Origin of the sequence: Paenibacillus mesophilus (genome assembly GCF_005938385.1) — a bacterium.
Lineage (GTDB): Bacteria > Bacillota > Bacilli > Paenibacillales > NBRC-103111 > Paenibacillus_AB > Paenibacillus_AB mesophilus.
The window spans coordinates 18,173-29,925 of the sequence record NZ_VCRA01000025.1; the positions used below are offsets into that span (position 1 = coordinate 18,173).

Consider the following 11,753-nt stretch of genomic DNA (forward strand, 5'->3'; position numbering starts at 1 on the left):
GAACACCGTCAGGAATCCGCCCGTTCACGAGGGCGGATTCCCTTTGCACATTCGTTCGAAGGGGAGGGACGATCTCTGCCATGCCAACATTCAAACCGGTGAAGAAAGCACCGCTTGTCCTGCTGACGTTCGCCGTGCTAACAGGCTGCATCAAGCTCCCCGACGCCCGTGCGCCGGCATCGCCCCAGTCGCCGTCGGGTTCGGACGAGAGGACGGCGATCGGCATCACGACCGTTCTATACGGCGATGCCCCCGATTTTTCCAGCCCGTATTATCGTGAATTGCAGCATAGAATGGGCGTCAGCCTGGCAATCCGGGCGATTCCGTACAACAGCTACCACGATCAGTTCCGTCTGGATGTGACTTCCCAGAAGCTGACCGATGTCGTGTTGAATTTGGACCCGTATTCGTCGATCAGCCTCGGCGCAATCCGACAAGGAGCTTTTCACGACCTTACACCGTTTCTCGGCGATGCCCGCAAATATCCGAACCTGGCACGCATTCCGAAGACGGTATGGAACAACACGAAGATCGGAGGCAAGCTGTACGGCATTCCCCGTCCGACGGGGTTGACCGATCTCGCCCTTCACATTCGCAAGGACTGGCTGGACAAGCTGGGCCTCCCCGTCCCGGCCACTTTGGACGAATATACGGCGGCATTGCGGGCATTCGCCCGCCTTGATCCGGACGGCAACCGCAAACGCGATACGTACGGACTGGCCGTATATGGACCTACCCTGAACGCGGCGGCCGGCCCGCTCGGTTCCGCTTTCGGTGCCAATACGCCGACGTTCGAAGGCGATCATCTGCTGATTCCGTTCATGACCTCGGGCTACCGCGATATGGTGGCCTGGTTCCGCGACTTGTACGCGGAAGGCGTCATTCCGCCGATGTACATGCTGCAGCTGTACGGCCAGGAGAGGGATTTGGCGAAGAACGGCAAAGCCGGCTCGCTCGGCAACCCGTTGAACGGCTTATGGGAAATCCAGATGACGGCGCAAAGCCAAGATCCGCAAGCGGAATGGATCACCTTGCCGCCGCTGCGGGGACCTGGCGGCTACAGCAGCTTTCAGCCTCCGGGTTATATCGGCGTCCTGATGATAGCGTCGCACGTTCCGAAGGAAAAGGTGGAAAGGATCATTTCTTTTCTCGATCAGACGGCTACGCAATCGTTCAAAGATTTTGAGCGATACGGGCTGGAGGGCCGGCATCATGTAGCCGACAACGGGACGATTCAAATCCATGAGACGCTCCGGAAGCAGGAAATCGGAGATATTACGATAGGGGTCGGCTATTACGAGCCTCACGCCAAAGCGGTTACGCCGAAAGCTCCGAGCGCGTTCAACGAGCGTCAAATCCGCTTGTCGGAGCAGTACGCCGAAGTCGGGGTGCCGACTCCGCTGCAAAGTCTTGTGTCCGACACGTATACGAGCCGCTCCGCCGATTTGTTCAAGGACAAAAATATGCTGCTGACGAAAGTAATTACCGGGGAAAGCCCGCTGCAGGAATGGGATGATTATGTGTCCCGTATAAAGGCCGATCCCGATGTGCGCAAAATGATGCGCGAATATGCGGAGCAGTTCCGGATGCACCATGCCGAGACGGTGCTTTGGGGCCAAACTACTTCGCGTTAAGGGGGCGCGGCAGCGGTGGATCAACGAAATCGGGCCTCCCTTATCCGGGGGCCCGACAACTTGATGAGAAAGTCAAAAAGAGAGATTTGGAATACAAAAAGAGATGGGGGAGATGTGCGTAAAGCGAAGCGGCTGACTTTAAAATCGTGTTGTATCCGCTTAAATTCCAAAAAAACAACACGATTTTAACGGAAGTGGAGCGCATTCCCCCACCTCTTGCCTCCAGCGCTTCCTCTCTTTGCAGACTTTTTCACCTGCCTTTCGGGCCTCCCTTATCCGGGAGGCCCGATTTTGCGTTTCCTACACGTTCAACAGCAGCAAAATGATCGACATCATGCTGAGACATACATTGACGAGCCACAGAAAAGCGACGACCTGCTTCGGCTTCATGCCGGTCGACAGCAGCCTGTAATGCGCCTGGCTCGCATCGGCCTGATAAATCGGCTTGCCCTGACGCAGCCTGCGGAATACGACGAACAGGTTGTCGAAGATCGGCACGCCGAGCGCCAAAATCGGGATGAAGAGCGACAGCAGCGTCGCCTGCTTGAACGCGCCGTCGAGCGCGATGACGCCGAGCAGGAAGCCGAAAAACGTCGCCCCCGCATCGCCCATGAACACTTTGGCCGGAGCTTTGTTGTAGCGGAGATAGGCGATCGCGATCGCCACTACGATGATCGCCATCATCGCCGAGCTTGATTGGCCCTTGGCCAAGGCGACGATAAACAGCGTGCCCGCGGAAATCGCGGACAAGCCTCCGGCCAAGCCGTCCATGCCGTCGGAGAAATTGATGACGGTCGTCACGCCGAAAATCCACGTGACCGTCAGAACGAGCTGCAGCCATTCCGGGAGCAGCACCTCTTGGCCCGTGAACGGATTGGAGAAGCCGTAGAACACGATGCCGGACTTGTACACCAAGTACGCGGCCGCTACCTGCACGAGAAATTTCGGCATTGCCGGAAATTCTTTGCGGTGCGTCTTGTACCAGTCGTCGATCGTGCCGATGACGAGCACCATGAACGATCCGGCCAAGATGGCGACGGTCTGGCTCGTCTCCTTATGAGCGAACAGCAGAAACGTGAAGACGAAGCCGATGAAAATCGCGATGCCGGCCGTCAGCGGGATCGGCTCCCGATGAATTTTGCGCTCGCTGTCTTCGCGGGGCTTGTCCACGAAATCGATGCGGAAGGCTAGCTTGCGAAGCGGCGGAATGAGTACGTAAACGATTGCAAAAGCAACGATGAATGACAGCAAATAAAAGATAACAATCCCTCCGACATGGCTGGAATTTGGGTTCATAGGTTTTGACGGTGTAGGGTGGAGTTCGGTTCAATTCGTCCCGCATAAAATTCATATCATTTTCGCCCTGTCGGGAACACTTGTATGTTATAATCACACCGTTGAATACTTGTGACGCGATATCGTTATCGGAGCAAGGAGGAATAACCAATGGCGCTCTTCCCGCAGTATCAGGACGCCAAAACCGACGACCGGTTCCTGGTCGGCCAGCAAAAAGGTCTGCTTCCCTTCTACATTTCGTACAACGAACCCGGGGCGCATTACCCGATGCACTTCCACGATTTCGCCGAGCTTTCCTTCGTCATGGAAGGAACCGGAACCGAGTCGATCAACGGGCTCACCCACGAAATGCGGCGCGGCACGATGTCTTTGCTGCTTCCCCATCACATTCACGAGCTTACGAGCAGCAGCGCAAGTCCGATCAAGCTGTACAGCTGCATGTTCGACCTCAATATCTTGTTCGGCAATCCGTACGAAGACTATATGAACCGGTGGATTCACAAAATCGGCTCGGAGCTGCCTTCGTTCCACCATTTCGAAGGCGAGCGTTTGAACGCGGTTACAAGCCTGATAGGCCAAATCGTCAAGGAATACAAAACGTCGCACATGGGAAGGGACGCCGTGCTGCGCGGCAAGCTGATCGAGATCGTAACCTTGCTGCTCAGAGCTATGGTCGAAGGCGGCGAGCCCGCAACCGTTCGACAAAATCATCCGAATTTGCGCGTATGGAACATACTGCGGTATATTCATTTGCATTATAACGAGCCGATTACGCTGAACTCCGTTTCGTCGCATTTCAGCATGCATGCGTCCTATATCAGCCGGATGTTCAAGGAGCATACCGGCAAGACCGTGGGCGATTATATGCATGAATTGCGCATTTCCCGCGCCACTACTTTGCTAAGGTCAAGCGAGATGTCCATCTCCGATATTTGTTTGGAGGTCGGCTACGACAATTACCGTACGTTTGCGCGGGTATTCCGCGAACATTACAGCATGTCCCCGTCCGATTATCGGATGTCGCATAACCGGCCGGTCATCTCGCCATGACCTCTCCCGATACACAAAAAGGACTGGAAGCGCCTGTATAGGCACCCCGGTCCTTTTTGCCGTATTATCCGTTGCGCTGCCGGAAATCGTTCATGAAATCGGCCAACGCCTTGCAGCTTTCGTATGGAACCGCATTATAGGTGGACGCCCGCATATGACCGACGTCGCGGTGACCTTTCAATCCGATGAAGCCCTGCTTCTCGGATTCTTGAATGAACTTCTTCTCCAGCTCTTCGTTGCCGATTGCGAACGTAATGTTCATCAGAGAACGGCTGTCCGCCTCGACAAGCCCTTGATAGAAACCGCCGCTGCCGTCAATTGCGTCGTAGATCAGCTTCGTCTTGTCCCGGTTGAACCGCTCCATCGCCTCGAGTCCGCCGAATCCTTTAATCCACTTCAAGACGAGGTTCATGATGTAAACGGAATAAACCGGAGGCGTATTGTACAGCGACTTTGTCTTCGAATGCGTCACGTAACGAAGCATCGTAGGCAGGTGCTTCGCTTCGTTCTGCAGCAAGTCGTCGCGGACGATGGCGACCGTGACGCCGGACGGCCCCAAATTTTTCTGGGCGCCCGCGTAGATGAGCGCGAACTTGGACACGTCCGTCGGACGGCACATAATGTCGCTCGACAAGTCTCCGATCAGCGGAATCGCACCCGTATCCGGGTAAGCGGCATACTGGGAGCCGGCAATCGTCTCGTTGGACGTGACATGAATGTAAGCCGCGTCCGGACGCACCTCGACCTCGTTCGGGGCCGGAATGCGCCGGAACCCGCTCGCTTGACCACTCGCGGCGACATACGTTTCCCCGATGCCCTGCGCTTCCTTGATCGCTTTATCCGCCCAGCTTCCGGTCAGGACGTATCCCGCCGTCTGCCCCTGCTTCAGCAAATTCATCGGAATCATCGCGAACTGCGTGCTGGCGCCGCCTTGCAGAAACAGCACCTGATACCCGGCCGGCACGCCGAGCAGCTCCTTGACGAGCGATTGCGCTTCGTCGTTCACCTGCTCGTACTCTTTGCTCCGATGGGAAATTTCCATGATCGACATGCCGATTCCGTGAAAATCGACGAACTCTTCCTGCGCCTGCTGAAGCACCTCAAGCGGCAGCGCGGCCGGTCCGGCGTTAAAGTTGTAAGCCCGTTTCGTCACTGGTTACCACACCTTCTCCGTTTGTTTAATATCGATATGATAGCAGTATTCCGCAAGTCGTTCAATACAACCGGACAATTTGTCCGAAAGTTGTCCAAAATTAATCACCGATTTGGAGTTTTCATACAAAAACGGTAATATAGTGCTCGAAAGGAGATGATGTCTTATGACACAGCCGACTACGTCCGAGCAGCCTAGACTGTTCGTCGCGGTGCCAATTCCCGCCGAGCTGAAAGCGAAGGCCGGGGCGACCGTGAACGGCCTGAAACGGCAGCTACCGTTCAAAAAGTGGGTCCACCCCGACGATCTGCACATTACGCTGAAATTCATCGGAGAAGTCGCTCCGTCCGCGGTTCCCGCCATCGAAACGGCGCTTGCGCGCATCGCCGCCCGGAGCAATCCGTTCGCGCTGCAGCTGTCCGGCGCAGGCACGTTCGGCGCACCGCAAGCTCCCCGCGTCCTATGGGCCGGTCTCGGAGGCAAGCTGCAGCCGCTGAAATCGCTTCAAGCCGATGTCGAGAGCGAGCTGGCCGGGCTCGGATACGAGCCCGAGAACCGGCCGTACTCTCCTCATATCACTTTGGCCCGCCAATATTCGGGAACCGAACCGGCACGCAAAGACGCGCTGGCCGGCTTATTTCGTCCCGAAGAAGATACCCCGCTCGAATGGACGGCCGACCGCCTTGTGCTGTACCGCAGCCATTTCGGACGGACGCCGATGTACGAACCGATCCGCACCATCGTATTCCATGCGGGGGGATGAGAGCCCCCCGCAAACCGCTACAGCATTTGCAGTCCCATCGCCCGGCGCACCTCGGCGATAACCTGCTGCGCGGACGCCTTCGCCTTATCCCGACCGATCCGCAGCATGTCGACCGTATCCGCCTCGCTCAGTCGTTCGCGTCGCCGCCGGAAAGGCTCCACGATGTCGCTCATGCTCCCCGCGAGTTTCCGCTTGCATTCGACGCAGCCGATTCGGGCTCCGCGGCACTGATCGGCGATGTCCCGCCGCTCCGCTTCTCCGGTGAAAAACGTGTGCAGATGGTACACGTTGCAGCCTTCCGCCGTCGGATGCCCGGGCTGGTCGCGGTATACCCGCAAAGGGTCGGACACCGCCTTCCGTATTTTCTCCTCCACCGCCCGCTCGTCGTCCTTCAGGCTAATATAAGCGGCCGCCCCGTCCGACTTGCTCATCTTCCCCGCTCCCGACAAGGAAGGAATCCTGGCCGCATTGTCGATCAGCGGCTGCGGCTCGGGAAAAACTTCGCCGTACAGCTGATTGAACCGCCTCGCGATCGTTCGCGCGATTTCCAAATGAACGAGCTGGTCTTCGCCGACCACGACCGTCTGGGCCTTGAACAGCAAAATATCCGCCGCCATCAATACCGGATAGCCGACCAGCCCGTAGTTGACGTTGTCCGGATGACGCTTCGCCTTTTCCTTGAACGTCGGCACCCGCATCAGCTCCCCGAGCGGCATGACCATGCTCAAATAAGTGTGTAGCTCGCATATTTCGGCGGCAACCGACGATTGCACATACAGCGTGCACCGCTCGGGATCGAGCCCTCCGGCCAAATAGTTGCGCGCCGTAGCGATCACATAGCCCCGCAAATCGTCCGGCTTCGGATGCGTCGTAAGCGAATGAATGTCCGCGATAAAGTAGCGGGCGTCGTAACGCTCTTGCAGATCGACGAGCCCCTTCAACGCTCCATAGTAATTGCCGACGTGCAGCTCTCCCGTCGGACGGATGCCCGATATTAATCCGGGACGGTGATCGCGCTTCGCTTCTTCATGTAACCTAGTCATGGAAATCCCTCCAATTGAATATGCCTCTTCCGCATTTGCGGCTTTTGTACATTGCTGTTGGACTTGCATACGTATTCCGCCACCAACCATCGCTCATAGCGACCACCTCCCTTAGTCCCCTATTTCCCGCGAAGAAAACAAAAAGAGCCTCCCGTCCCTGTACAAAAGGACGGAAAGCCCGCGGTGCCACCTTCAATTAGTTTGCCCTGCGGCAAACTCGCTTTTGCGATACGGAGCAGCGTCACCATGCTTTAGCGCCGAAGCGGCGCACCGATGCGTTGTCGATACCGTGCCTGCGGATATCGGGCAGGCGTTCCCGCCAGAGCCTACCTGTCCCGTACGGCATAAGCTGCCGTATAGCGGAACGTTTCGGTCCGGTTGCTCGGAAGTCCATTCGGCATGCCGTCCGCACCGGTTCGCACCATCCACCGGCTCTCTGACGCTTCCAGCATGCGTACTCCTCTTCTTCATCGCACATCGAATATGGAATAATGGAAATCATTATACAGTAAGGCTGCATATTCCGGCAAGGATTGCTTTGGACTCATTTTCCGGAACGGCGGCGCAACCGCTTTCGACCGCCCTTAGCGTTCGGATTTTAGATCTATTGGCAAAGATAAGGTACATTTGTACTTTATTTTCTCTCATGTCCATACTTGGCCGGCATGCGTAGTAGAGCAAATCGCATTAGCCTTTAAAAGGGAGAGAGAGAGAAATCGACGCAGGCGTCGCAGAATTAATGTTGCCCTTGAGGCTCCCTTTCCCGGAATCATGTCGAACGGTGGCGCAATCGCTTTCGATTCCCCGCCTTTTTTTTCCAAATTGCGACTTTAACCAAAACTTTTCAACGATAGTTGACGTCTAATCAATGTTCGGACACAATAGTACTATTGAATTTGGAAACGGGTGAAACCAAACTACATGAAATCCGTCAAATACGTCATCGTTTTTCTCATAGCCGTTCAATTTCTGTTCCCTTACGCCTTCTCGCTATCCGACGTATACCATAACCGGATGGACTATACCTTGATGCTGGACAACAGCAACATGCACGACGTCGATTCGGTGCTGCAGCAGATAAAAAGAGATATCGACAGCAACAATCGGCAAGATTATATCGTCATCCTCGGCGATTCGATTTTGTATGGAAGCCCGGGCAATTCCGATCAGCCTGTCAACGTTTTTTTGCAGCAAAAGCCGGGAGCCCCGGTCATTTATAATTTGGCGTTTCCGGCGATGCAGATCGGCGACTTCTACACGATGCTGCTGAAGCTGGACAAGTTCGGCATTTCGAGCGACAGACTGCTGTTCAACATCCGCTATGCGTCCTTCATCCCGAGGGATCCTACCCCGCCGGCCGTGTTTTGGCTCGCGGAGGATTTGCGCAAGCTCGATCATGCCGCTTACAAGCACGCGCTGCCGCAGCTTACGAGCGCGGGCTTCAAGGCGCCGGACAACCCTTACGAGTATTTCAAGCGCGCTCTGCACGAGGATTGGCTCCCCCATCTGTCCCTGATGCGCTATAAGGATTACTTCCGCAAGCATATGTATAACTTCTGGCTCACGAATGTGCGCAAGCAGGAGATTCCCGACGATGCGCTGGACGATTCGCGCGCTTGGTATATCAAGAAGGAATGGCAGGAGTCGATAGGGTTGAACTTCGACGATCTTCTGCATGATCCACAGCTGATCGCAAGCTTTACGGACGAGCCGTTCGATCTTTCGGAGACCAACTGGGACGTTTACTTCCTGAACAAAATAGTGGCCCATCAAGAAGGCAAGAAAACATGGGTCATCCTTAGCGGCACGAACCACGATCTGATGAAGGAATCGGTGCAGAAGCCCGGCTACAAAGCCAATCTTGCGGCTATCGACCGGATGATGGCGTCCAAACCCGTCACTTACGTGAATTTGGAAGGGGTCATTCCGGGAGATTATTTCTCCGACCATACCCACATGACACCGGAAGGCAACGCTTTGCTTGCCGATCTATTGTGGCCGTATTTGCAGAAATAGACTTTTGATCGGATAGGAGAACGACGATGCTCTTCCACACTCCCGAGTTTATCGCTCTAATGATCGTCTCGCTTGTTTTTTTCTACGCGTTCCCGCGCTGGCGAATTCCGATCTTGACCATAGCGAACATGATCTTCTACGTCGTCGCCGGAGTAGGCAACCTGCTTCTATTCCTGGCGATGACGGCTTTCACGTACTATTGCTCCAAAGGGCTGAGAGGGCCTTACAGCCGCTTCTTCCTCTGGTTCTCGATCGTCATCAACGTGGCCAACCTGATTTTCTTTAAATATACGACGTTCCTGATCCGTTCGGCGGAAAGCTGGTTCTCGGTCAAGCTGCTGACGGACGACGCATTTCTGTTGAAAATCGTGCTGCCGATCGGCATCTCGTTCTATACGTTCCAGATGATCGCCTATTTGGTAGACGTCTATAAGAAAAGATGGGAGCCGGCGCAATCGGTGTTTCATTTCTGGGTGTTCATCTCGTTCTTCGCTCACCTGGTCGCCGGGCCAATAATGCGCGGCAAGGAATTTATGCCGCAAATCGATAATTTGTTCAAAATCCGCTTCAGCACCGCGAATTTCCGGCTCGGCGCTTTCTTCCTGACGCTCGGCATATTCAAAAAAGTCGTGCTGGCGGACTATTTGACGCCTCACGTGGACGAATTTTTTTCGCGAACGGCCACGCTGACCGGCGCGGAGGGCTGGATTGCCGCTTACTTGTTCGCCTTTCAAATCTTTTTCGATTTCTCGGCATACAGCGAGATGGCGCTCGGCATCGCTTACTTTTTCGGTATGGAGCTTGCGGTCAACTTCCGTACGCCTTACTTGAGCCAGAATCCGACCGAGTTTTGGCGCCGCTGGCACATTACGCTGTCCAACTGGATCAAGGACTACATCTACATCCCGCTCGGCGGCTCCCGCAACGGCGAGGTTCGGCAATATACGAACCTGTTCATCGCGATGACGATATCCGGCATCTGGCACGGCGCTTCCTGGACGTTCGTCGCTTGGGGTATGTTCTACGGCGCGCTGGCCACGGTTCACAAATTGTATTTGATCGTCAAAGAAAAGCTCGGACTCGGCTTCCTCGACAAAAGCCTGATTTACCGGTTTATCGCCATCGTCGTCTTCTTCCATATCACCTGCATCGCCTGGGTGCTGTTCCGGGTAACCGGCTTGAATGACGCCCTGTCGCTGATCGGACGGATGCTGAAGCCGGATGCGTTCCATTTTGCGGGCTTACGCGTCTATTTGGGCATCGCCATCCTGCTGTTCGCCCTGCATATCGTCGAGCACTTCCTGCACAAGCACCGCTCCGGGCTGTCGGTTTGGTGGCACAAATACTTTCCGGCGCCGATCCGTGCCGTGCTGTATACCGCCATCGCGGCGATCCTCATCCTTTACTTGAAGGGCGAGCAAAATACGTTCATCTACTTCCAATTTTAAATGCGCAAAAGCCGGCCGATCGGGCCGGTTTTGTTGTTCGGCCTACTATTCGACCGACGAGCTAAAAATTTGACACTAGAAGATCGCCGACTATCACAGGAGATGTCGGAACGTACAGTCTCGTTCGGTCTTTCGGAGGATTGCGCGATACGGTTAGGAATGTTAATTTTTAGGTGATATCGGAAAATGGTCCGAGGAGGTTCGAACGAATATGCGGCATCCGGCTACCAAACGGTCAGCAGCCCGCCCAAACCGCCCTTCCCCTGAAGAGGCGCGGAAGAATGCCGAGAACGTTTCCACCCCGGGCGCTTCTTTGTCTTACGCGCCGGCTACGGCGCGGCACATCATGCAGCTTCAGCGGACAATCGGCAATCGCGCCGTCCAGCGCATGTTCACCTCTCACACCGGAACCTCCAGGCTTATCCAGCGAGAGATTCCTGAAGGGATCAAGAAAGACGATAACGTCTTTTACAAGGACGGCATGAAGGAAGCCGAGGGGAGAGCCCTCATGCAAAGAATTACGACCCAGGACAAGAGCGCGTTGGACGGTTTAAGCGGGGATGAACTGATGATGGACTATTACAAGAGGGCGCCTTCGAGAATTTTTTCCCAAGAATGGGGGCTGGGCTTGGACAGAACCGATGCGGGCGGGGACGTCGTGATCATCTCCGGGGGCAAAACAGGCGTGAGTTGGGGGCCGTATCTGGAGCATCTGATTCCGCTCGCCCATTCGCATCCGTATGAGAAAAGCCGTCAAATCAAAGACAATTTCGTTCTGTTCGACCAAATAAGCGGCGACGACGGCGAGCAGAAAATGATGCAGCGGCTGCTTATATTCCCTTCCGCCGGGGACGTCGAGTTTAGCGCATACCAAGGCGTCGCCGATCATACGGTATTCACACCTTATTCGGTGCTGACCCATCCACAAAGCGGCAAAAAGGCGATAGCGAACCCGGGGCACTTCGACGGAGCGCCTCCGCTAAGCTTCACCATCCTGAATGCCGTTCAGGACACGGACAACCCCAAGCACTACCTGTGTACGTTGATCGCCCGCGAAAGGGATACCGAGTTTTGGCGCAAAGACGGCGTGCTGGCCGATTTGACGAAGGGGCCCCAGTCGACATTATACTTTTAAATTGGCGAGCCTCCGATTGTGCCTGAATCACCCGCGTTACTGGAAAATGTACAGCTATTTCGGCACAAAGGAGCCGTCCGGATGTTTTTACTGGAAAACCTGCATGTAATCCGCACCATTCGCCGCTTTATGGCCCGTTTCTGCAAAATTAGATGCAGGTTTTCCAGTAAGAGTCCCCTCTTTCGATTGCCGAAGCACGATTAGATGTATGTTTT

General features: G+C 55.1%; 9 protein-coding genes and 1 other annotated feature. Of the genes, 6 read left to right on the forward strand and 3 right to left on the reverse strand.

All coding sequences use genetic code 11. The annotated features are described in order from the left end of the window. Positions 1–80: 80 nt before the first annotated feature. A complete protein-coding gene (locus FE783_RS29205; RefSeq protein ID WP_138882926.1) occupies positions 81–1,634 on the forward strand; it encodes an extracellular solute-binding protein in 1,554 nt (517 codons plus the stop codon). Positions 1,635–1,934: 300 nt separating this feature from the next. On the opposite strand, the gene FE783_RS29210 is transcribed toward FE783_RS29205, so the two are convergent. After that, the gene (locus tag FE783_RS29210; protein WP_138882927.1) at positions 1,935–2,930 is read right to left on the reverse strand and encodes an MraY family glycosyltransferase; all 996 of its coding nucleotides are present in this window, start codon (positions 2,928–2,930) and stop codon (positions 1,935–1,937) included. Positions 2,931–3,080: 150 nt separating this feature from the next. On the opposite strand from FE783_RS29210, the gene FE783_RS29215 reads away from it, so the two are divergent. Continuing rightward, positions 3,081–3,980, forward strand: coding sequence for a helix-turn-helix transcriptional regulator (locus FE783_RS29215; protein ID WP_138882928.1), 900 nt, complete (start codon positions 3,081–3,083; stop codon positions 3,978–3,980). 64 nt (positions 3,981–4,044) lie between these two features. Here FE783_RS29215 and serC read toward each other — a convergent pair whose 3' ends face one another. Next, on the reverse strand, positions 4,045–5,133 hold the full coding sequence (serC, locus tag FE783_RS29220; protein WP_138882929.1) for a 3-phosphoserine/phosphohydroxythreonine transaminase: 1,089 nt from the start codon (positions 5,131–5,133) through the stop codon (positions 4,045–4,047). A 166-nt stretch (positions 5,134–5,299) separates the two neighbouring features. Between serC and thpR the strand changes: the two genes are divergently transcribed. Further along, positions 5,300–5,896: an RNA 2',3'-cyclic phosphodiesterase gene (thpR, locus tag FE783_RS29225; RefSeq protein WP_138882930.1), complete on the forward strand. Its 597-nt coding sequence runs from the start codon at positions 5,300–5,302 to the stop codon at positions 5,894–5,896. A gap of 17 nt (positions 5,897–5,913) precedes the next feature. On the opposite strand, the gene trpS is transcribed toward thpR, so the two are convergent. Then, positions 5,914–6,939: a tryptophan--tRNA ligase gene (gene trpS / locus FE783_RS29230; RefSeq protein WP_138882931.1), complete on the reverse strand. Its 1,026-nt coding sequence runs from the start codon at positions 6,937–6,939 to the stop codon at positions 5,914–5,916. Positions 6,940–7,101: 162 nt separating this feature from the next. Next, positions 7,102–7,419: a binding site (T-box leader), on the reverse strand. 441 nt (positions 7,420–7,860) lie between these two features. On the opposite strand from trpS, the gene FE783_RS29240 reads away from it, so the two are divergent. The 3 genes from FE783_RS29240 (at position 7,861) to FE783_RS29250 (ending at position 11,538) form a co-directional block, all read left to right on the forward strand. Continuing rightward, on the forward strand, positions 7,861–8,955 hold the full coding sequence (locus FE783_RS29240) for a hypothetical protein (protein ID WP_138882933.1): 1,095 nt from the start codon (positions 7,861–7,863) through the stop codon (positions 8,953–8,955). A 26-nt stretch (positions 8,956–8,981) separates the two neighbouring features. After that, positions 8,982–10,403: an MBOAT family O-acyltransferase gene (locus FE783_RS29245; protein ID WP_138882934.1), complete on the forward strand. Its 1,422-nt coding sequence runs from the start codon at positions 8,982–8,984 to the stop codon at positions 10,401–10,403. Between the two features lie 211 nt (positions 10,404–10,614). Then, the gene (locus FE783_RS29250) at positions 10,615–11,538 is read left to right on the forward strand and encodes a hypothetical protein (protein WP_138882935.1); all 924 of its coding nucleotides are present in this window, start codon (positions 10,615–10,617) and stop codon (positions 11,536–11,538) included. Positions 11,539–11,753: the final 215 nt, after the last annotated feature.

What these genes read in the sequence shown, in the direction of transcription:
- FE783_RS29250 (WP_138882935.1), top strand. Translation starts at nt 10,615, where the DNA reads ATGCGGCATCCGGCTACCAAACGGTCAGCAGCCCGCCCAAACCGCCCT.
- FE783_RS29245 (WP_138882934.1), top strand. Translation starts at nt 8,982, where the DNA reads ATGCTCTTCCACACTCCCGAGTTTATCGCTCTAATGATCGTCTCGCTT.
- trpS (WP_138882931.1), bottom strand. Translation starts at nt 6,939, where the DNA reads ATGACTAGGTTACATGAAGAAGCGAAGCGCGATCACCGTCCCGGATTA.
- thpR (WP_138882930.1), top strand. Translation starts at nt 5,300, where the DNA reads ATGACACAGCCGACTACGTCCGAGCAGCCTAGACTGTTCGTCGCGGTG.
- FE783_RS29240 (WP_138882933.1), top strand. Translation starts at nt 7,861, where the DNA reads ATGAAATCCGTCAAATACGTCATCGTTTTTCTCATAGCCGTTCAATTT.
- FE783_RS29205 (WP_138882926.1), top strand. Translation starts at nt 81, where the DNA reads ATGCCAACATTCAAACCGGTGAAGAAAGCACCGCTTGTCCTGCTGACG.
- FE783_RS29215 (WP_138882928.1), top strand. Translation starts at nt 3,081, where the DNA reads ATGGCGCTCTTCCCGCAGTATCAGGACGCCAAAACCGACGACCGGTTC.
- FE783_RS29210 (WP_138882927.1), bottom strand. Translation starts at nt 2,930, where the DNA reads ATGAACCCAAATTCCAGCCATGTCGGAGGGATTGTTATCTTTTATTTG.